At 40.4% G+C, this 18,823-nt stretch carries 21 protein-coding genes; 15 read left to right on the plus strand and 6 right to left on the minus strand.

Features of this window, described 5'->3' with window-relative positions; translation table 11 throughout:
- The first annotated feature begins 10 nt into the window (after positions 1-10).
- Both JIG37_RS08190 and JIG37_RS08195 read left to right on the plus strand, forming a co-directional pair.
- Positions 11-2,410: a GNAT family N-acetyltransferase gene (locus tag JIG37_RS08190; RefSeq protein WP_199529153.1), complete on the plus strand. Its 2,400-nt coding sequence runs from the start codon at positions 11-13 to the stop codon at positions 2,408-2,410.
- Positions 2,385-3,086 carry a (2Fe-2S)-binding protein gene (locus JIG37_RS08195; RefSeq protein ID WP_199529154.1) on the plus strand — a complete coding sequence of 234 codons (702 nt, stop codon included), beginning with the start codon at positions 2,385-2,387 and terminating at the stop codon, positions 3,084-3,086. Before JIG37_RS08190 ends, JIG37_RS08195 begins: the two co-directional genes overlap by 26 nt.
- Before the next feature lie 46 nt (positions 3,087-3,132).
- Here the strand turns inward: JIG37_RS08195 and JIG37_RS08200 are convergent, their stop codons facing one another.
- On the minus strand, positions 3,133-3,582 hold the full coding sequence (locus JIG37_RS08200) for an Lrp/AsnC family transcriptional regulator (protein ID WP_054551870.1): 450 nt from the start codon (positions 3,580-3,582) through the stop codon (positions 3,133-3,135).
- A 99-nt stretch (positions 3,583-3,681) separates the two neighbouring features.
- On the opposite strand from JIG37_RS08200, the gene JIG37_RS08205 reads away from it, so the two are divergent.
- Positions 3,682-4,272 carry a LysE family translocator gene (locus tag JIG37_RS08205; RefSeq protein WP_199529155.1) on the plus strand — a complete coding sequence of 197 codons (591 nt, stop codon included), beginning with the start codon at positions 3,682-3,684 and terminating at the stop codon, positions 4,270-4,272.
- Positions 4,273-4,331: 59 nt separating this feature from the next.
- On the opposite strand, the gene JIG37_RS08210 is transcribed toward JIG37_RS08205, so the two are convergent.
- Entirely contained in the window at positions 4,332-5,513 is a 1,182-nt protein-coding gene (locus JIG37_RS08210) for a hypothetical protein (protein ID WP_199529156.1), read from the minus strand.
- Positions 5,514-5,767: 254 nt separating this feature from the next.
- The gene (locus JIG37_RS08215; protein ID WP_199529157.1) at positions 5,768-6,439 is read right to left on the minus strand and encodes a penicillin-insensitive murein endopeptidase; all 672 of its coding nucleotides are present in this window, start codon (positions 6,437-6,439) and stop codon (positions 5,768-5,770) included.
- 176 nt (positions 6,440-6,615) lie between these two features.
- On the opposite strand from JIG37_RS08215, the gene JIG37_RS08220 reads away from it, so the two are divergent.
- Together JIG37_RS08220 and JIG37_RS08225 are read left to right on the plus strand one after the other, a co-directional pair.
- Positions 6,616-7,350 (plus strand): hypothetical protein, encoded by a 735-nt coding sequence (locus tag JIG37_RS08220; protein ID WP_199529158.1) that lies wholly within the window; start codon positions 6,616-6,618, stop codon positions 7,348-7,350.
- A 47-nt stretch (positions 7,351-7,397) separates the two neighbouring features.
- Complete coding sequence (locus JIG37_RS08225; RefSeq protein WP_199529159.1) at positions 7,398-8,312, plus strand: surface lipoprotein assembly modifier; 915 nt, start codon at positions 7,398-7,400, stop codon at positions 8,310-8,312.
- Here the strand turns inward: JIG37_RS08225 and JIG37_RS08230 are convergent.
- Positions 8,309-9,595 carry a S8 family serine peptidase gene (locus tag JIG37_RS08230; protein WP_199529160.1) on the minus strand — a complete coding sequence of 429 codons (1,287 nt, stop codon included), beginning with the start codon at positions 9,593-9,595 and terminating at the stop codon, positions 8,309-8,311. The genes JIG37_RS08225 and JIG37_RS08230 overlap by 4 nt on opposite strands.
- A gap of 170 nt (positions 9,596-9,765) precedes the next feature.
- Between JIG37_RS08230 and JIG37_RS08235 the strand changes: the two genes are divergently transcribed.
- From JIG37_RS08235 to dps, 5 genes are all read left to right on the plus strand, one after another.
- Positions 9,766-10,257: an RNA polymerase sigma factor gene (locus JIG37_RS08235; RefSeq protein WP_199529161.1), complete on the plus strand. Its 492-nt coding sequence runs from the start codon at positions 9,766-9,768 to the stop codon at positions 10,255-10,257.
- Entirely contained in the window at positions 10,254-10,946 is a 693-nt protein-coding gene (locus tag JIG37_RS08240) for a hypothetical protein (RefSeq protein WP_199529162.1), read from the plus strand. The genes JIG37_RS08235 and JIG37_RS08240 overlap by 4 nt, the downstream gene beginning before the upstream one ends.
- 11 nt (positions 10,947-10,957) lie before the next feature.
- The gene (locus tag JIG37_RS08245; protein ID WP_199529163.1) at positions 10,958-11,422 is read left to right on the plus strand and encodes a hypothetical protein; all 465 of its coding nucleotides are present in this window, start codon (positions 10,958-10,960) and stop codon (positions 11,420-11,422) included.
- 166 nt (positions 11,423-11,588) lie between these two features.
- On the plus strand, positions 11,589-12,008 hold the full coding sequence (locus tag JIG37_RS08250) for a CBS domain-containing protein (RefSeq protein ID WP_054551886.1): 420 nt from the start codon (positions 11,589-11,591) through the stop codon (positions 12,006-12,008).
- A 227-nt stretch (positions 12,009-12,235) separates the two neighbouring features.
- Entirely contained in the window at positions 12,236-12,754 is a 519-nt protein-coding gene (dps, locus tag JIG37_RS08255) for a DNA starvation/stationary phase protection protein Dps (RefSeq protein WP_175082703.1), read from the plus strand.
- Between the two features lie 60 nt (positions 12,755-12,814).
- Here dps and corA read toward each other — a convergent pair whose 3' ends face one another.
- Both corA and JIG37_RS08265 read right to left on the minus strand, forming a co-directional pair.
- Positions 12,815-13,771 carry a magnesium/cobalt transporter CorA gene (gene corA, locus JIG37_RS08260; protein WP_199529164.1) on the minus strand — a complete coding sequence of 319 codons (957 nt, stop codon included), beginning with the start codon at positions 13,769-13,771 and terminating at the stop codon, positions 12,815-12,817.
- Between the two features lie 86 nt (positions 13,772-13,857).
- The gene (locus JIG37_RS08265) at positions 13,858-14,631 is read right to left on the minus strand and encodes a GGDEF domain-containing protein (RefSeq protein ID WP_199529165.1); all 774 of its coding nucleotides are present in this window, start codon (positions 14,629-14,631) and stop codon (positions 13,858-13,860) included.
- 181 nt (positions 14,632-14,812) lie between these two features.
- Here JIG37_RS08265 and JIG37_RS08270 point away from each other — a divergent pair, with 181 nt between their 5' ends.
- The 5 genes from JIG37_RS08270 to azu are packed head-to-tail and all read left to right on the plus strand — an operon-like array spanning position 14,813 to position 18,642.
- Positions 14,813-15,622 carry an ABC transporter substrate-binding protein gene (locus tag JIG37_RS08270; protein ID WP_054551890.1) on the plus strand — a complete coding sequence of 270 codons (810 nt, stop codon included), beginning with the start codon at positions 14,813-14,815 and terminating at the stop codon, positions 15,620-15,622.
- On the plus strand, positions 15,619-16,677 hold the full coding sequence (locus JIG37_RS08275; protein WP_054551891.1) for an iron ABC transporter permease: 1,059 nt from the start codon (positions 15,619-15,621) through the stop codon (positions 16,675-16,677). The genes JIG37_RS08270 and JIG37_RS08275 overlap by 4 nt, the downstream gene beginning before the upstream one ends.
- Positions 16,670-17,458, plus strand: coding sequence for a heme ABC transporter ATP-binding protein (locus JIG37_RS08280; RefSeq protein ID WP_199529166.1), 789 nt, complete (start codon positions 16,670-16,672; stop codon positions 17,456-17,458). Before JIG37_RS08275 ends, JIG37_RS08280 begins: the two co-directional genes overlap by 8 nt.
- Positions 17,455-18,177 carry a DUF2470 domain-containing protein gene (locus JIG37_RS08285; RefSeq protein ID WP_138599885.1) on the plus strand — a complete coding sequence of 241 codons (723 nt, stop codon included), beginning with the start codon at positions 17,455-17,457 and terminating at the stop codon, positions 18,175-18,177. Before JIG37_RS08280 ends, JIG37_RS08285 begins: the two co-directional genes overlap by 4 nt.
- 24 nt (positions 18,178-18,201) lie before the next feature.
- Positions 18,202-18,642 (plus strand): azurin, encoded by a 441-nt coding sequence (gene azu / locus JIG37_RS08290; protein WP_054551894.1) that lies wholly within the window; start codon positions 18,202-18,204, stop codon positions 18,640-18,642.
- The last annotated feature ends 181 nt before the right edge of the window (positions 18,643-18,823 follow it).

Genomic DNA, 18,823 nt, shown 5'->3' on the forward strand with positions numbered 1-18,823 from the left:
GAACACGACTATGGAAAATATTACTGAAACTCATATTAAGCACGCTTTGCTTGGTGATGTAAAAATCAGAACATTAAACCCTGAACACGATCTAACGACGATTACCCCTTGGCTTAAACACCCCCAAGCTCAATTTTGGGGAGCAATGGAACATTCACCCGAAGAGATTTTAGAATTTTATACAACACTCAATAAAGATGAGGCTCAACAAGCCTATTTGCTTGAAATAAACCAAACACCGATTGCTTTAATTGAGATTTACCAACCACACATACTAAAACTTGAGAACCACCTAGCGCTTAAAAACGGCGATTTAGGCATGCATATTTTACTCGCTCCAAAGCAGTTCTCTGTGGCAGGGTTTAGTCTTGCTGTTATGCAATCGGTGTTAGAGTTTATGTTTAATACCCTCGCCTGTGAGCGAGTGATTGTGGAGCCAGATGTAGCCAATCATAAAATTCATCGTCTTAACTTAAAGGCAGGTTTCAGCCATCATAAAGTTATCAAATTGGGTGAGAAAACCGCATTACTTGGTAGTTTAGAAAAAGATCATTTTAATTACTTACAACATCTTTCGTCTCGATTCGACACTTCACAGCAAGGGCCTGCAGTGCAACAATCCACGCCCTCTTGCAGTACTTCTCACCTAGACCAACAGGCATGGCAATACGCAAACCGTTTACTGATTGCCAAAATGCTCAGTGAGTTTTATCACGAACGACTATTTAGCTACGACAGTGAAAAACCTAACCATTATGTGTTGCATACCATGGGTGGGCAAAGCTATCAGTTTAAAGGTGAATCAATGCTGCTTAATCACCTACAAGTTGAGCCAAGTAGCATTACTAAAATGGCGCTTAACAACAGCCAACCATTAGATGCTATTGCGTTTGTGCTTGAGTGTAATGACAAGTTAAACATAGATAAATCAATGCTTGGCACCTATCTCGAAGAACTCGCGAGCACACTCAGTGGCTTTGCATTTAAATTTAAAAATAATCGCTATAGCGCTCAGCAATTAGCAGACGCAGATTTTCAAGTGATCGAAACCCAAATGACCATGGGTCACCCAAGCTTTATTGCCAACAATGGCCGGATTGGTTTTAACTCACAAGATTTTCACCAATATACCCCAGAAGCCGCAAACCCATTTCAAATTATATGGCTTGCGTGTCACAAACAGCACACCACCTTTAAAAGTACCGATGATTATAAATACGAGAGCTTGATTGCCGATGAGCTTGATTTAGCTGAGCGTTTACGCTTTGAAAAAGCACTGACTGAGCAAGGTTTAAAGCCAAGTGACTATCTGTTATTTCCTATGCACCCATGGCAATGGTTTAACAAATTAGTCCATGTTTATAGCTATCACATCTCGCAAAAACATATTGTCTGTTTAGGCTACTCACAAGATAGTTATTTACCGCAGCAATCAATTCGTACCCTGTATAACATCAGCAAACCGCACAAATGCTATGTTAAAACCGCCTTATCGATTTTAAATATGGGCTTTATGCGGGGCTTATCGAGCGCCTATATGAAAGTAACTCCGGCAATAAATCAATGGTTGTTCGACTTAGTAAACCAAGATAGCTATTTAAAATCTCTGAAGTTTCAACCTTTAAGAGAAGTCGCAACCCTTGGCTTTGATGAGCAGTATTACACTCATCCAGCGCTTGGCGATAACCCTTATAAGAAAATGATGGCGGCTCTTTGGCGTGAAAATCCTGCTCAATACATGGACGAGAATGAAAGCCTTGCTACTATGGCAAGTCTGCTTCATATCGATAGCGAAGGCCGTTCATTTGTGAGCGCTAAAATTGCCAAATCGGGGCTAAGTGCTGATAAGTGGTTAGCCCACTACTTACAGGCTTATATGACACCATTGCTACATTGTTTTTACCAGTATGATTTAGTCTTTATGCCACATGGTGAAAATCTCATCGTTCGATTTAATAATCATGTGCCGGTAGGCGTATTCATTAAAGACATTGGTGAAGAAATTGCCTTATTAAATAGTAATATCGAGCTGAATGATGAAATAAAGCGGATTAAGGTAACCATTCCAGAAGGCGTTGCCGTGTTGTCTATTTTTACTGATATTTTCGATTGCTTCTTCCGTTACCTTTCGGCAATTTTAGTAACTGATGGCCTTTTGACTGAACAACAGTTTTGGCAAGCCGTCGCCGATACAATTGTTCAGTATCAGGCGAGTCATCCCGCACTTAAAGACAAGTTTGCTGAGCATGATTTATTTGCTGAGTCATTCCCATTGTCGTGCTTAAACCGCTTACAGCTGCTTAACAATCAACAAATGGTTGATATTACCGACCCAGCTTCAAGCTTGCAGTATGCAGGTGATTTACAAAACCCATTGGCGCAATATGCACTTGCAAACACAACAGCATAATAAGCTTGAGTTAGCCTTACGTCAGCAGTGCTCACTGCTGACGTTCTTAACTCCAACAATCGATGAACAATGGTTTAGCAGTCAATGTTTAACTAACAAGCAATTAACCGATTTAGCTAACGCTATAAAATTAAGAGGAGCAAATGTTACTGAGGGATATGTCGCAATCAATCTCAACTTACAACTGAACTGGCAAGTTATTTACTTATTAGTAGCCTGTGTAGAGCAGCTTGGTTGCATTCCTGATCTGGTCAATATTAAGCAGCGGGTAACAGGCTCACATATTTATGGTTTGGCTAATTTAAATATCATGGCTCAACAAGACTCTTTTAATAATGCAGATTTGATTGAACTGGCAGCCAATCATTTATTTGACCACCAGCAAGCTTGGTACAATAACGTGCCATTGCAATACAGGCTAAATAAAGGATTATTAAAACGTTTACAAAGTGATACTTTTCACGCAGCGTTAATCGCTTGCTGGCCAGACAAATCGATAAAATTTATAGCAAAGCGTTTTCAACCATGGCAAAAGCTATATGGTAAACATCGCTTTAGTGATCAAAACAATAAGCTGACATTTATGCGTAAAACCTGCTGCTTACACTACCAACTTGTAACCGCTGATTATTGCGCTAACTGTCCGTTAAACAAAAAAGGCACTAGCGCTTGCTAATGCCTTTTTCCAAACGTTTACTATATGAAGGCTTTAAACCTATTTATTAAGCGCGTTCATCCTTAGGTGATTCCATTACCACATGAGTTGTAATGGTGCGTACCTGTGGTATTGAGCCTAGCACATCAGCATGAAATGCTTTATAGGACTTGAGATCCGCCGTCTCGACTCTCAGCAAATATTCAAACGAGCCAGTTACATTGTGGCACTCTTTTACTTCATCAATAAACTCAAGAGCGTGTTCGAATGCTCGCTGAGATACTGTTGAGTGCTCATTTAAACCAACCCCAACATAAGCGATAAATCCTAGGCCAACAGCCTGATTATTTATAACCGCCCGATACCCCGCAATAACCCCAAGCTTTTCTAGCTCTTGCACTCTACGAAGGCATGCCGAAGGTGATAAACCCACTTTATCTGCCAGCTCGGCATTGGCAATTCGGCCATTGCGTTTAAGTTCATGCAATATTCTGTCGTTAATTTTATCTTTTTTCATTTTTGGTTGTGAACTTTAAATATACACAACAACATTAAGCGCAAAAATTGCGCGCATTACAACTTATAATTGCATCTAAATTCAAATGGAGAGATAGCGATGAGTTTTGAAATTTTAACAGCCTTGGCATTATTTGCTTTGGTGTCATCAATTACCCCAGGGCCAAATAACTTAATGTTGATGAGCTCAGGTGCTAACTTTGGCTTTAAAAGAACCACACCACACTTACTTGGCGTGACGCTTGGCTTTATGTTGATGCTGGTTTTAGTAGGCCTTGGCATCATGCAGTTATTTGACTTGTTCCCACCAAGCTATTTGATATTAAAAGTATTTTGTATTGCTTACTTGCTATATCTGGCGTTTAAAATTGCCACAAGTAACGCACAACAAAAAGCCAGTAGTGAAAATAAGCCGTTTACTTTTATTCAGGCTGCACTATTTCAATGGGTGAACCCAAAAGCGTGGGCAATGGCATTAAGCGCGGTTAGTTTATATGCCCCAGATAAAAACCTCACCTCAGTGTTAATCGTAAGCCTCGTATTTGGTTTAATTAACCTGCCTTGTGTCAGCTCGTGGACACTACTTGGCGAAAAGCTACAACACTGGCTTGCCAGCCCAAAGCGCTTAAAAGCATTTAACTACCTAATGGCAATTCTATTAATCGCTTCAGTGATGTTTAGTTTATTTTAAATAATTATTAAGATTGAAATACCAATTCACTTGATTAAGTGAATTGGCTTGGATCTAAACTACATAAATTCAAACTGCTCAACAGTTGCGAGCTTTAATTTGTCTATATCTTTTTTGGCCGCTTTACAATGACGACGTAACTTTGAAGGAACATCTTTATCTGCAACAAGGCTTTTTAGCATAGCTTGATAACGCATCGTTTGTGCATTGGCAATAATTTTACAATAATACGCGACACCATCTAGCATACGCCCATCGACAGTATATTTATTTTGCCAGAGCTTATTCGCTAATGCGTCTAGGTATTGCTCTTTATAAACACCGATATTATAAAATTTCTTACCAAGGATTTGAGTTTCGGTACCATCAGCTTGGTTCACTACATCAACAAACTGATAATGCTCCTGGCTATTAACATTATAAGTTAACTTTGAGTAAAATTGCCCATCTGCAGGTGACTTAACCATTTGAACACTGCCAAGATCTGTGAAATGAAATATTTGTATTTCAGGCTTGTTATTAAAAAAGCCTTTTTCAATATAACGAATATGATCAGGCTCACCTAACTTCTTAATAATAGCTTCTGCGCTTAGCCCCTGCTCAAGAAAAAACAATGGGTTATCAAATGACTCTGTTGTGATAGCAACCTGCTTTTTAATAGTCGCTTGCGTTTTTGGCGGCTCGGGAAGTACAACTTTACCCTTAACTAATTTGTCGATTACAGCTTCACTCTTATCAGGATCACCTTTTAAAACAACAGCATCAGATACTTGCTCACCAGCGCTATTTACAAGCCAAACAGACGAAAAGTCACTACTCAAATATCCCTTAACTAGATAGCTTTGTCCTGCTTCTGGAATAAAAGATACATCACCTGTAACAATGTAATTCGTTCCTGAATTAAACATATAGTTAATAGGTGCGGCATGATGGACCTGCGCTACTAGTGTTAGTGTCATTTCCTCTGCTGGTACTTTTCGACTAAACCCCACTGGTGACAGAACCATACCTTGTCCATAAGTAGCTTGGTTTGTTGCCCTAATAGCGTTATTGACATCTTTACCATTCACTTTACTCAAGTAAAAGAAGCGACCTGTACTAGTTGCCATAGTTCTGAAGGTGTCATCTATAGTTGCTGTTTCGCCCTGATATCCTTGAGGAACAGGGTTATGAGTTGTCATACAAGCAGATAAAGTTGATACAAAGAATAAAATAGCAAAGATTTGTATTAATTTTTTCATATTTTTAAATTCTATATTTAATAGTAAATTCTAAATTAAAATGCTTAAGCTATGTGCATAGTGAGGCTTTAAGCATATTAAATACAAACAGAGGCATGATTCTATTTTTCTTAAAGAAAACGTGAGGGACTTACTTAAAAGTGGCACAAGTTGAAACATCCATGTTTTGCGCAACGTACTTTATCAGCTTTCAGCTGCTTGTTCACTAAAACCGTATAATCTAATTAACAATTCTAACCATAATGAATTGAAGACTATTTTTCACACGGCACTAAAAAATCAACATGGTAATGCTCATCATGTCGCACCCAGGATGGCTTAGTAGAAAACTGAATATGCTCTTGTAGATAGTCAGCATACTTAGTTTTATAAAGCCCAGCTTGCAGGCTTGGGTCAAAGATCACGCGCCAAAGATCGTAACCTTTTGCTATTGCCGATTTATGCAGCTCAACAATATGAGCTGCTAAAGCGGTATAATCAATCTTAAACTGTTCAAACTGGCCTTGTTTATCAAATTCAATATCGTAGCCAAAACGATTAAATACATGTGTTGGCAAATGAACTGATTGCCCCTTTTCGTTAATAACAGGTGTCATAAAATCAACCGACAAACCATTTTGATGGGTTTTATGCGGGCTAAATTTCCCGCCATTTTCTAAGCCCGTTTCAGCGTACTTGTATAGTTTATCTGGATGGGACTTCGAAAGGGCTTGGTAGGCATCAACAATGATGTTTTTTACCTGCGAATGAACATACGTACGCCCTGCCAGCTCAGCCATTTTGCTGTAACTGGTAAAGTTATCACCTTTGCTTGGTAGTTTTACTGCATTACGTACATAGCCATTGGCAGTCGTTCCACCACAAACGCTATTAGCCAGAACTGACCCAGAGCAAAATAATAAGGCTAAAACTAAACATGTTTTCATTGCAGTAGCTTCTTTAAAAATTTAAAGCTTAGTGACCTGTGAATGAACAAAAAGTGAAATCTCTGTCTAGCTTTCAATAAGTTAGCTAATTTGATTGAAAAAATTTAAATCTTTTGGAATAAACCTCTGGCCCACTCGTTACCTCTATGTCAATTCGCAAAAAAGAGGACGAGACAATGACAAATTTCAAACAATCACTTATCGCAATCTGTGTCGTAACTGCAACAGGCTTTTCAGCGGCTTCATCAGCAGCTAACGTGCAACTATCAGTCGCATCTGAACAGCAAACAGCCAGTGATAATCAAGTTTCGACAAGTTCAAACCAAGCATCGTCGAATACGACAATGATGCAATCAACTCAAGTGTCAGGCTCGGCAACAACACAAAATTCATCAGTTGGTGTGAATACTGAAAGCTCAAATAGCGGCCAAGCAAATAATCAAACTACGATTGAAAACGATGAACAGCAGCCTACTGAAACAATGCCCGAGCTTGGTTTAACAAACTCAGTATCAAGCGCTTCTCAAGCAGCTAATACCGTAGCGCTAGCAGGTGAGTCAATGCTGTCAACTGCTGTTAGTAATGTGACCGTCGCTAACACAAATTCGAACATAACCAACGCAATGCAAAATCAATTGAGTCAGCAAACAGATGTATTAGCGTCTTTAGAGCCAAGTGAGCTAAGCACAGCAGGCTTAAATCAGGCCTCGCAAATCACTAATGACCTGCAATCATCACTGATTAGTAATGTACAACAAGCTGCAATGAGCTCTGTACAAAGTAGTGTTGAGCAAACCATTTCATCAACTGTTAGCAACAGCGTCAATCAACAAGTTGCTGAGCAAATAACCGCAGCGACGACTACTGAAGTCGTTAATAACATTCAAAACAGCTTGAACTTAGGCCTTTAACCAATAGCGTGCCGGGTTATCCCCCGGCGCTCCTTTAGGAGATTATTATGCGTTCAATTAATAAGCTCATCACCTTAAGTGCGTTAACCACAAGCATTCAAGTATTTGCTTCGGATGCAACTTTTCATGCTGATGCACAAATTGGCTTAACGACTAACTCCGATTTAGCCATTAAAGAGTTAGATGATATTTCTTCACAAAGTGATACGGGTTCAATACTTAAAGCTGGCGTTAGCGCTGAGTTACATGCAACTGGCAACCTTAAGTTCACACCAAGTTATCGATACGAGCAAACAAATTATCACCAGCTTGATCAGTATGACTTGGCATTGCATCAATACAGCCTTGATTCTAGCTATAGCCTTTCTGGTACTGATGTCGGTATTCGTTATGACGGCGCTTTAGCAAAAGTAGCGAAAGAAACATTTTTAACCTTGGATCAAGCAAGTTTGTATGTGGGCCATTACTTTAATCCAACAACCTATCTGCGTACTGCAATTAGGGCATCAGATAAACAATTCGCCACACAGTCAATGCGCGATGCAAAAGGGTTAGGGCTTGATTCAAACCTGTATTACTTTATTAATCAGGGTAAAACGATGCTGCTTTTAGGCGCTAGTTTAGATAGAGAAAATGCTGATTCAGAGCAATTTAACTTTAAAAGTTGGGGCTTAAATACGGGCATCACTCATCGTTTTAAAGCGTTTGATATAAGCAATAAAGCAGGATTAAGCTGGCGCTATCAAGATAAAAACTACCAAGAAGTTATCAACCAATCACTTACACAAAGCGAGCCATCACGGGATGAAAGTCGCAGTGTAGTCAGCGCATTTTGGCAGCTTTCTGTTTTTGACTCTTTGCAAATTGTTACTGAAGCAGAGTACGGCGATTATCAATCTAAGCTGGCAGCAAACACCTATACCCAAAGTATTGCTTCGCTGTCATTAAAAGCCAGCTTTTAATCAATTACGCCATGTCCAAACACCCTATCTTTGCCCACTTCACCTAAATCATTCGCTTGTTGCTGTAACGCGTGGTAAATGTTTTTAGGAGTTGTATTAGGCTTTGCCGCTAAGCATGCAGCCGCCGCTGAAATACGCGGCGCGGCAATAGAGGTTCCAGATTCCCGACCAAGATCCCCCCCAGCTTTTAACGTCATGACATTGACGCCTAATGCCGCAAAATCAATATAATTACCTTTGTTTGACCAGCGATAAATTCGGTTTTGGCTATCTAGTGCCGTGACAGCAATGACATGTTGGTATGCCGCAGGATAAAGTGGCAGCGCAGCAGGTCCTTCATTGCCTGCAGCCGCCACTAAAGTTACTTGTTTAGCCGCTGTAGCATTGATTGCGGCCGCTAAAATAGCGTTGTCGGGCCCAGTAAAACTCATATTGATAACAGGCACCTCGTTAGCAACCAACCAATTAAGTGCTTCAACTATTGCAGCTAATGTCGCCCCTTGTGAAAAATCAGACTGCTGATAAAACACCGCCGCGCTGTATAATGTTGCCTCAGATAATAACGGCATGAGCTGCCCATACTTACCTACCAAAACGCCAGCAACCGCAGTGCCGTGCAAATCGGGTGAAACTAAGTCATTTGCAAGAAATGACTGCATTTTTATCTGTGTGTTACTAAATCCCGGATGAGTCGTATCAATCGCACTATCAATCATGCCAATTTTCACAGGCCAGTCACACGTTGCTGTAAGCTTTGATGAAGACGCATCTTGCTGAGAACCATTTTGCGCTTGATAAATATGATTTCTGTCCAATAACGCTGCATCATCGAGTGAAAGTAAACGTTGCAAATGCGCTTTTGAATCGTAATTGGTCGGGACAACAAACCGCATTAATGACAAACCCAATGACGTGTATTGTTTAGTGACGATAATTTGCGCGCCAATTTGCAACAGTTTTGCCTGATGCTGTTCATTCGCAAGCATTATCCATTGCCTTTCAACTGCACGAAAACCATGCTCAACATCGACTTCAACAAATGCAGGAGCCTGTAACTGATTGAGTATCTCTAGCCTTTTAGGTAGCGAGGTCACAATGGCTGTTGCGTCGTCGATTAACTCATGTTTGCGTATGCTTTCTACTTGGCTAGTGATGCGCGGTTCAAGTTGATTAACAACAGGATCTATCTGCTCTATCACACCATTTATTGGCTTAATAATCGCTGCTGATAGCGTACTTGAAGTAAACAGCAAACTACTTAAAATGACTGATTTCAATTTCATGTTACAGTGACTTCTCATTTAGTTAGGTATTACTATAACGTTTCAGTGAAAGAAAAATTGCATTTATTGGGAATAAAACTTTTTCTTGCCCGTTATAGTAGTGTGAGTTGGCTGAATCATTGATGAGTTGTTTCATTAATCGGCCCTTGCCCTAACCAATAAGGGAAACTATGACAAATACAGTAACCAGTTTATTACCAGCGCTGCGACGTTTTGCATTTTCGCTTACCGGCAATCAAGCAGATGCCGATGATATTGTACAAATGACCATCGAGAAACTTTTACAAAAAGGCATGCCCGATGATATTGAACCACTAAAATGGGCTTTCAAGATCTGTCGAAATGTTTGGATCGACGAATACCGCTCGCGAAAAGTGCGCTTAAAGGCAGTTCAAAATACTGAACTTCAAGAACCCGTCTGCGACGATGAACAAGAGAGTTTCGCTACCCAAGAGACTTTGCAACGAGTAAATAACGCTTTAACAAGCTTGCCAGATGAACAGCGCGCTATAGTATCTCTCGTGGCAGTGCAAGGTATGGCTTACAAAGATGTTGCGCACACCCTCGAGATACCTGTTGGCACCGTGATGAGTAAATTGTCACGAGCCAGAGCTGCACTTTATCAATTAATTAAGCCTGATTTCACCAAGGAAAACGCATGAAGATTGATGACCAAACACTCAGTGCTTTTTTAGACAATGAATTACCAGCAAACGAAATGGACGCAATACGTAATGCAATTGCTGAAGATGAGCAACTCGCTTTACGCCTAGCTGAACTATCTGAAGTTGACATGCTCGTTAAACAACACGCAGCACAGATTGATGCAATGCCCTTGTCTGATGAACTTGCACAAACAATCGAGCAACAAAATAAAGAGAATGTCGTTTCGCTATCTAAATGGCAGCAAATTAAACTAGCTGGTCGCAAACAAATGGCCGTTGCAGCAAGTATTGCGGTGCTTTTTACAGTCGCTATTGCTAGCTTTGTTCAACAACAAGGTTTGGAACAACCCATTGCCAACGCATTAGATCAACAACTGAGTGGCGACAACACACTATTAGATACAAACAGAAGCCTAACTGCACAGCTTAGCTTTGTTAATAATAATGGCGATTTTTGCCGCCAATACACGCTGTATTCTAAAACTACCCAGCAAACACATATTGCATGTAAGCAACAAGGAATTTGGCAGCTTCATGCATCAAGCGAGCAACGCGCAATGTCAAGCCAAAGCTATCGCTTAGCAAGTAAAACACCTGCGCTTGATAGTTACATCGACGAGCATATTCAAGGCCAGCCGTTAGATCGTAACGCCGAACAACAAGCACTAACTAACCATTGGCAATAAGCGAGGCAATCATGAAACACGTGTTATTAGCTTATTTTGCCATTGCTTTACTTGGCTGCACCAGCAGCCAACATCCGACCGATAAAAGCATACCAGGCCTAACAACTAAGCAGCTTGCAGATAATCAATATATTCTTCGATACGAAACTCGTCACGGTTCAAAGCGCTCAGCGCTTGAGCAAAGTATGCTGCAAGCCGCCAAAGTTACCATAGACAAAGGTTATGACTGGTTTCTCGTTGCCGAGCAGGCAGTTGATGTTGAGCGTTCCAAGCCCACTAACAAACCACGTTTTGAGCAAAGAGCACACTGCGGTTTATTAACCTGCACAAGTCAAACTTCGCCAGCACTGCATGAGTCAACGTTATTAGAGCGCACAATAGTCGTACAATTAACAATCATTTTAGGAAAAGGCATAAAACCAAGTGAAAAAGCGCATGATGCTTATACGCTAATTGAACAAGCTAATAATTCATAAAATTAATATTTAAAGGTAAAAATTATCCTCATTACATCTTTTTACCTACGGCTGAACTGCATAAGTAATTACACCGTTAATCACTAATACTTTGATCTCACTTAAGTGAAATTAACTAGATAAGCGCTAAACTTACCACAACTTGATTAATTGTAAGGATGTAGCCATGACACACCTAGTTAGTGATTTAATGACGCCAGACCCATTTGCTATTAGCGCGCAAAATACCCTGCATGATGCTCATAATCTAATGAAAGAGAAAAATGTTCGTCATATCCCCGTGATCAATGAGCACGGTGGTTTGGTTGGCATGTTAACGCAAAAAATCATGATTGCTCAGGTAATGAATATCATGGCGAATTACAGCGCCAGCGCCCTCGAACGCAAGGAAAAGCAAACTAAAGTGGTTGATATTATGGCTACCGATTTTACCAGTATCTCGCCAGAGCAACCGCTACACGAAGTTGCTAAGTTTTTTGTTGAAAACCGTCATGGCTGCATGCCTGTGGTTGATAAAGATAACAACCTAGTGGGCATTCTAACTTCATCTGATTTTGTTCGTTTAGCAGCTGCATTGCTTTCTTAAATCGTAACTTTGTATCTGCACACTGAATTTTTTACAGAAGGTGTGCAGAGTTTTCATACTTCTTCTTAGCTAGTATCACCCCTCTCAAGACTTAAATAAAATTAACCCCCTAAAATTCAGAAACTTATAATTTAAAAATTATTAGGCACAACGCTTGCTTCTGTGTAATTACACATGCTTTTTAGATTAAAAGCGAAAGGAAATTTACAGATAATCTCGGAGGAGTAATGAGTAATTCATCATCAAAAATCGCAGAATTTACAGCACCGGGTGTTAAAGACCAAGCTGCAGCGGACACGATTGCTATTCTAGACCAACGCATGGTCGCTTTAATCGATTTACACCTCACTTTAAAACACATTCATTGGAATGTTGTTGGTCCTAATTTTATTGGTGTACACGAAATGTTAGACCCACAAGTAAGCGCAGTGCAAGAGATGACTGACACGATTGCAGAGCGTATTGCAACCATGGGCGGCGTACCTGTTGGCACACCTCAATCAATTGTAGAACGCCGTACTTGGCAAGATTATTCAATTGGTAAAGGCTTAGTTACTGACCACCTAACAGCGCTTGATAAAGTGTATAACGGTGTTAATAAAGACCACCGTTCAGCTATCGATAAGCTTGGTGAGCTAGACCCAGTTTCTGAAGATATGATTACCGGCCAACTGGCTGATTTAGAACAATTCCAATGGTTTGTTCGTGCGCATATTGAATCGTCTACCGGCGAATTGAAAGGTTAAACCCCCTAGGTCTATCCGAAGACCCCTTGCCCAGCATTTGCTGGGCTTTTTTATGCTTTGTTACAACCAACCTTTATGTTTAAAGAACAAGTAAGGTGCAAAGCCAGACAGCAACATAATGCCAATTGCAAACGGGTAACCCCATGCCCATTGCAGTTCAGGCATGCTGTTAAAATTCATCCCATAGATACTGGCGACAACGGTCGGAGGTAAAAACACCACTGAGGCGATAGAGAAGGTTTTGATAATTTGGTTTTGTTCGATGTTAATAAAACCCTGAGTCGAGTCCATTAAGAAATTCACCTTATCAAACAAAAATGTACAGTGAGACATAAGGGTATCAATATCGAGTACAATTTCACGTAGTGATTCGCGGTCTTCTGTCGGCGCTCCTAGGTGGCGCAGTAAAAACGAAATATTCCGGCGCGTATCCATCAAACATAAACGCACCTTACCGTTATTATCTTCAAGGCGAGAAATTCGGCTAACGGCTTCTTCTAAGTCAGAGTCATCCTCTTCAAGTACATAGGCACTAAGTTTTTCTAACTGATGATGCATATCTTCAAGCATATCAGCGTGGTTTTCGACTTTTTGGTCAAATAAAGTCACCAAAAGTTGCTTTGGATTATCACACGCCACTTGCCCTTTCCGAGCACGTAGTCGTAATAGACGAAAATCGGCTAGTTCATCATCGCGGATTGTCAGCAAACAGTTGTCTTGTAACAAACAAGCTACGGTTACCGTGTTAAAGCGCCCTTCATTTGGTGACATGAATAGCGCATGCACATGCAAGCCTTCATGGTCGATAAAACAACGGGAAGAGGCCTCGATTTCTTCAACATCATCAGCGCCGGGTAAGGTGATATTAAGGATGCTTGCCAGCGCTTGTCGTTCTTCTTCAGTCGGATTTATAGTATCAATCCAATGGGCATTCTTAATAGCGGTTGCAAGAGGCATATCAGCAGCTGGCTCTGTTTCTGTGATCACACCTTGGTCTATAGAAAAAAATCGTAACATGCGCCCTACTTAAAAAATAAAATTATTTAAAGAATTTAGATGTTTCAAAGACAAACAATATATCAGTGTTTTTATGGAGCAAGCCATTAAAATAGCTTGGCAAATGCAAGCTGGTTTCGCCCAGATGATTTAGCGCTATAAAGTGCATTATCAGCTCTTTTCATTAACGATATTAAGTTTTCTTCATGAGAACGGTCCCAATCAGCTACCCCTAAACTAACTGTAATCTTTAGCGGTTGCTCAGCGTAATTAATTGTCATCTTTGCGACAGATTTACGGAGCAATTCTAGCTTCTGTTTTGCCTCTACCACTCGCGTGTTTACCAAAATTAGAGCAAACTCTTCGCCCCCTAAACGACCCAGTAAATCCTCTTGCCTTAAAGTTTTCTTGACTAGGTTTGCAAAACTTACCAATACCTCATCTCCAGCAGCATGACCGTATGTATCATTAATTTTTTTGAAGTGATCTAAGTCTAAATAAGCAAATACAACTGGTTGATTATTACTTTGACACATTTGCAATAGTTCATTCCCTTGAGCTAGAAACTCTCGACGAGATAGCAATCCTGTTAAATGATCATACATTGCTAGTTTTCGATGTGTTTCCTCTAATTTTTGAACTTTAATCATCAAACCACTAATAGACCATGAAACGATTGGCGCAGTAACTGCAGGAGCAATTGTCGCTATAATAAAAATGATAGGCATCATTTCTGTCCCTGTAGCAAGAAGAATCAAGAAAGTAATCAGTAAAGAAATTGCAATACTAATCACTGTAATAAAAAGCATCCTAAGCCAACGGCTTTTTTCTCTTTCTCGATAATCCATTAAAGTTCGTTCTGTTTCATAAAAACGCCTCATGCAAGCCTCCCGCCCTCAAAGTGATAGATGATCGAGTATAATCTAAATTTCATCCAACAAGACTAGCACAAAGAGTTGAACTACGAAGTTACACCCTCAAACACATATTGATTGTGATAACTATTTTCATTTGCATTTAATTAATTATAATAGGGCTACTATCATTCAAGTGAGTGCAAATATGAAATACTTAAGCGTCATGTTATTACTGCTTTCAAGCTCAGTCTTCGCTGAGCAACGAATAGTAAGTGCCGGAGGAACATTAACAGAAATTATATTCGCGTTAGGTCAGCAGCAAGAGCTAGTAGGTGTTGATCAATCGAGTATGTATCCAAAAGCGGCCACAGAGTTACCTCAGGTTGGGTATTACCGCGATCTTGCTGCGGAAGGTGTACTTTCTTTACGCCCAACGGCACTTTTTGCACTTGAAGGAACTGGCAGACCTGAAGTATTGAAACAAATCAGTTCGACTGGTGTAACGTTAAAAACCTACCCTAAGCCAGACTCTATCAGTGAGCTAAATAGCTTAATTACTAATTTAGGTAATGAATTAGGTGCGCAAGAGCAAGCACGTGCTTTAAATCAAAAAATCCAAAATAGCTTACCTGAAAAATCTTCGCTTACTGGTAAAAAAGCACTTTTTCTATTATCGGCCAATGATAGAGGCTTAGTTGCTGCCGGTACTGATACCGTGCCGCAAATGTTGTTTGAATATACTGGAATTAAAAACTTAGCGCAGACTCACTCAGGCTTTAAACCATTAAATAGAGAGATCCTTGCCGTAGAGCAACCCGATTTTATTATTGCACCTGCTCATGTCGTATACTCATTAGGTGGTAAAGATGCATTTTGTAAGCTGCCCGCTTTATCTTTATTAAAAGCAGCACAAAACTGTAAGTTACTGGTTATGGATAGCTTATTATCATTGGGGTTAACACCAAGAATAGCGATTGCCATTGAGCAAGTTAGTGAATATCGCAATAAGCTATGAACGGTTCAATTACTTTACCAATAGTGCTAAGAACAAGGCTTTTTCCTAATAAATGGATAGTCCTTTGCGTTCTGAGTATTGCCGCCTTATCTTTACTAAGTATTGGTTTTGGCCCCGCCGGCTGGGATTGGCGTTTAGCTATTGCTTGGCTTGCGCCAGAGCACTTTACACAGTTTGACCCGTTACAAATTAATGTTGTTACGCAAATTCGTTTACCACGTTTTATGTTAGCTGTAATGATTGGTTTAGTGCTGGCTCAAACAGGAACGGCAACTCAAGCCCTGTGCCGTAATCCACTTGCCGACCCATCTATTATTGGTATTAGTTCAGGCGCTGCAGTTATTGCAGTGGCATTTATCGCACTGGGTGCGAAATTTGATTTTCAAGCCGATAAATATTTACCTTATGCCGCATTTTTAGGTGCATTGGCTGTCACGCTTTTTGTTTACCTGATCGCTAAACAGGCCGGTCAAGTTAATGTGACGACCTTGATTTTGGTCGGTGTAGCAGTAAACGCTCTTGCCTTTGCATTAATAGGGTTATTAAGTTTTTATGCTGATGACAGTGCGCTGAGGTTAATAAACTATTGGACTATGGGCTCACTTGGCGGTGCTACGTGGGCTAATTTAAATCAAGCATTACCACTGTTACTTATCAGTGCAATTGGCCTGTGGTATTTAAAAGAACCTATGAATTGTTTACTGCTAGGTGAATCACAAGCTCAGTATTTAGGAATAAACACGCAGACTCTTAAATTTCAAATCATTATTTTAGTTGCATTAGGTGTGGGAGCAAGTGTCGCAATGACAGGCTTAATCGGGTTTGTTGGTTTGGTTGTTCCGCATATTGCAAGGCTTATGGTGGGTCCCCATTTACGGGTTATGATGCCTTTGTGTATGTTGCTTGGCATTATCGTTTTATTACTCTCTGATTGGCTCGCACGCACATTAGTCATGCCAGCAGAGCTTCCTATTGGGATTATCACCGCCCTACTTGGTGCGCCTTTGTTTATCTACCTTATTTTAAAAAGTAAGCAAGGAGGCGCAATTGCTTAGTTTTAATAACTTAAGTGTTAATTACGGCGAAAAAGCCATCTTGCAAGATTTAACTGGTAAGATTAAAGCAGGTCAATGTGTGGGCTTAATTGGTGAAAATGGAGCTGGAAAATCCACCTTGCTCCACACTCTAGCCGGAAGTCATCCTTATCAAGGTGAAATACTGCTCCACAACCACCCCTTAGCAAAATTTAGCCAAGCTAAACTGGCCCATCAACGTGCCGTTGTTATGCAGTCTCAGCAGCTAGGTTTTGCATTCACAGTGCAAGAGCTTGTCGCAATGGGGCGCTACCCTTACAAAGAAACAACGCAGCACTGTGCTAAAAAAGTAGCTCAATACATTGATTTTATGGAGCTGGGTCACTTGAGAGATCGTCGTGCCACGGCTTTATCGGGCGGCGAGTTACAACGAGTGAGTATGGCGCGTTGTTTAGCGCAACTCGATGCATTTAGTGATGATGCTCAGCCGAAGCTCATGTTATTAGATGAGCCAACTTCAGCGCTCGACATGCGCCACCAGCATGCTTTATTGGGTTGTGTTAACAAGTTTGTTGAGCAAGGCAATGCCGCCATTATTGCAATCCACGACTTAAATTTAGCAAGTCTTTATACCAGCGACATTATTATGTTGCATCAAAAACAGATTTTGGCGTCTGGCAGAACATCAGACGTCCTCACTGAACATAATTTAAAACACATTTACGCCATGCCTTTGTATGTTAAGTCACATCCACTGCATGACGCCCCAATGATTTATTCTCAACGTCAGGAGTTTTCATGAGAACACAAGCCGTCAACGACGCCAAGCAATTGGTATACAAAAAAAATAGCGGAGTAATGTCTACCCTTTCATATAATTTACGCGGCTATCCATTTGGCTCTGTAACTCCTTACATGTGTGATGAGCAAGGAAAACTGTATTTTTTTATCAGCGATATTGCTCAACACACTAAAAACCTAGTTCACGACAAGCGCATGAGTCTAACAATATTTGATGCAGCGCAAACAGGCGATCAAAACGAACATGGTCGAGTAACCATCGTGGGTGATGGCTCATTAGTTCCAGCAGAACATGCTGAAGTATTACTCAACAAATATATTGCTTTATACCCAGAAGCTGACTCTTATCGTAGCGCTCATGACTTTAACTTATGGCAATTAGACCCTGTTCGCATTCGCTATATAGGCGGCTTTGGCAAGATTTTTTGGATTGAAAAAGATGAATGGCTTACATCAGAAAAAGCATGGGATGACAACCAAGAGCTGCATATGATCAATCATATGAACGAAGACCACAAAGATGCAATGTCCTTAATTCTAAACCATCACTACCACGTTGACGACACAGCACCCGTTATGAATGGTTTGCTACCGCAAGGCTGCTACATCAGAAGCCATAATAAGAACTACTACATCCCTTTTAATGAGGTATGTGATAACCCTCAAGCAGTACGAAAAGCACTTGTTCAACTAACTAAAGATGCACGTGCCACTGTATAAATATGTTCATTTAAGGAGAATACCATGAAGAAAATTTTAGGCTCTATTTTGTTTATTCTTGCAGCTTCAGCAAATGCTAATGAATGTGAACTAACAATTGAATCAAACGATATGATGCAGTTTTCAACTAAGTCATTAACTGCCCCAAAAAGCTGTAAAGAAGTGACGGTAACACTAAAACATACTGGCAAATTACCAAAAAATGCCATGGGCCATAACTGGGTGCTTTCTAAACAAGCAGATATTCCAGATATCGCCAGCGATGGCATGGGCGCAGGGCTTGACAAAAATTACCTAAAAGAAGGTGATAGTCGTGTACTTGCTGCAACTAAAATTATAGGGGGTGGCGAACAAACCAGCGTAACCTTCGCAAGCAACCTTTTAAAAGAGGGCGAAAATTATGCATTTTTCTGCTCATACCCTGGTCACTACGCAATTATGCAAGGGACGTTTACCTTAATTTAAACCTTATATTTTCACCAATAGATAGCCAGCTAGTTTGCTTAATGCCAGTCAGTTAAGAGCTGCCTGGCATTTTCTTTTATAGGGATATTTATTAGGTTTCCTTCTTACCACCCTTGGATAATGCCTGTCTGGTAGCCTATCGGGTAAGATAAACAACCTAAGAGTTGTCAGTAATTCATCA

The organism is Pseudoalteromonas sp. bablab_jr010 (genome assembly GCF_016464105.1).
Taxonomy (GTDB): Bacteria; Pseudomonadota; Gammaproteobacteria; order Enterobacterales; family Alteromonadaceae; genus Pseudoalteromonas; species Pseudoalteromonas simplex.

Excerpts from the sequence above, each read along its gene's own strand:
- JIG37_RS08230 (WP_199529160.1), bottom strand. The coding sequence starts at position 9,595 with ATGAAATTGAAATCAGTCATTTTAAGTAGTTTGCTGTTTACTTCAAGT.
- JIG37_RS08270 (WP_054551890.1), top strand. The coding sequence starts at position 14,813 with ATGAAATACTTAAGCGTCATGTTATTACTGCTTTCAAGCTCAGTCTTC.
- corA (WP_199529164.1), bottom strand. The coding sequence starts at position 13,771 with ATGTTACGATTTTTTTCTATAGACCAAGGTGTGATCACAGAAACAGAG.
- JIG37_RS08225 (WP_199529159.1), top strand. The coding sequence starts at position 7,398 with ATGCGTTCAATTAATAAGCTCATCACCTTAAGTGCGTTAACCACAAGC.
- JIG37_RS08220 (WP_199529158.1), top strand. The coding sequence starts at position 6,616 with ATGACAAATTTCAAACAATCACTTATCGCAATCTGTGTCGTAACTGCA.
- JIG37_RS08250 (WP_054551886.1), top strand. The coding sequence starts at position 11,589 with ATGACACACCTAGTTAGTGATTTAATGACGCCAGACCCATTTGCTATT.
- JIG37_RS08205 (WP_199529155.1), top strand. The coding sequence starts at position 3,682 with ATGAGTTTTGAAATTTTAACAGCCTTGGCATTATTTGCTTTGGTGTCA.
- azu (WP_054551894.1), top strand. The coding sequence starts at position 18,202 with ATGAAGAAAATTTTAGGCTCTATTTTGTTTATTCTTGCAGCTTCAGCA.
- JIG37_RS08200 (WP_054551870.1), bottom strand. The coding sequence starts at position 3,582 with ATGAAAAAAGATAAAATTAACGACAGAATATTGCATGAACTTAAACGC.
- JIG37_RS08265 (WP_199529165.1), bottom strand. The coding sequence starts at position 14,631 with ATGAGGCGTTTTTATGAAACAGAACGAACTTTAATGGATTATCGAGAA.
- JIG37_RS08215 (WP_199529157.1), bottom strand. The coding sequence starts at position 6,439 with ATGAAAACATGTTTAGTTTTAGCCTTATTATTTTGCTCTGGGTCAGTT.
- JIG37_RS08235 (WP_199529161.1), top strand. The coding sequence starts at position 9,766 with ATGACAAATACAGTAACCAGTTTATTACCAGCGCTGCGACGTTTTGCA.
- JIG37_RS08275 (WP_054551891.1), top strand. The coding sequence starts at position 15,619 with ATGAACGGTTCAATTACTTTACCAATAGTGCTAAGAACAAGGCTTTTT.
- dps (WP_175082703.1), top strand. The coding sequence starts at position 12,236 with ATGAGTAATTCATCATCAAAAATCGCAGAATTTACAGCACCGGGTGTT.
- JIG37_RS08195 (WP_199529154.1), top strand. The coding sequence starts at position 2,385 with ATGCACTTGCAAACACAACAGCATAATAAGCTTGAGTTAGCCTTACGT.
- JIG37_RS08210 (WP_199529156.1), bottom strand. The coding sequence starts at position 5,513 with ATGAAAAAATTAATACAAATCTTTGCTATTTTATTCTTTGTATCAACT.
- JIG37_RS08240 (WP_199529162.1), top strand. The coding sequence starts at position 10,254 with ATGAAGATTGATGACCAAACACTCAGTGCTTTTTTAGACAATGAATTA.
- JIG37_RS08245 (WP_199529163.1), top strand. The coding sequence starts at position 10,958 with ATGAAACACGTGTTATTAGCTTATTTTGCCATTGCTTTACTTGGCTGC.
- JIG37_RS08285 (WP_138599885.1), top strand. The coding sequence starts at position 17,455 with ATGAGAACACAAGCCGTCAACGACGCCAAGCAATTGGTATACAAAAAA.
- JIG37_RS08190 (WP_199529153.1), top strand. The coding sequence starts at position 11 with ATGGAAAATATTACTGAAACTCATATTAAGCACGCTTTGCTTGGTGAT.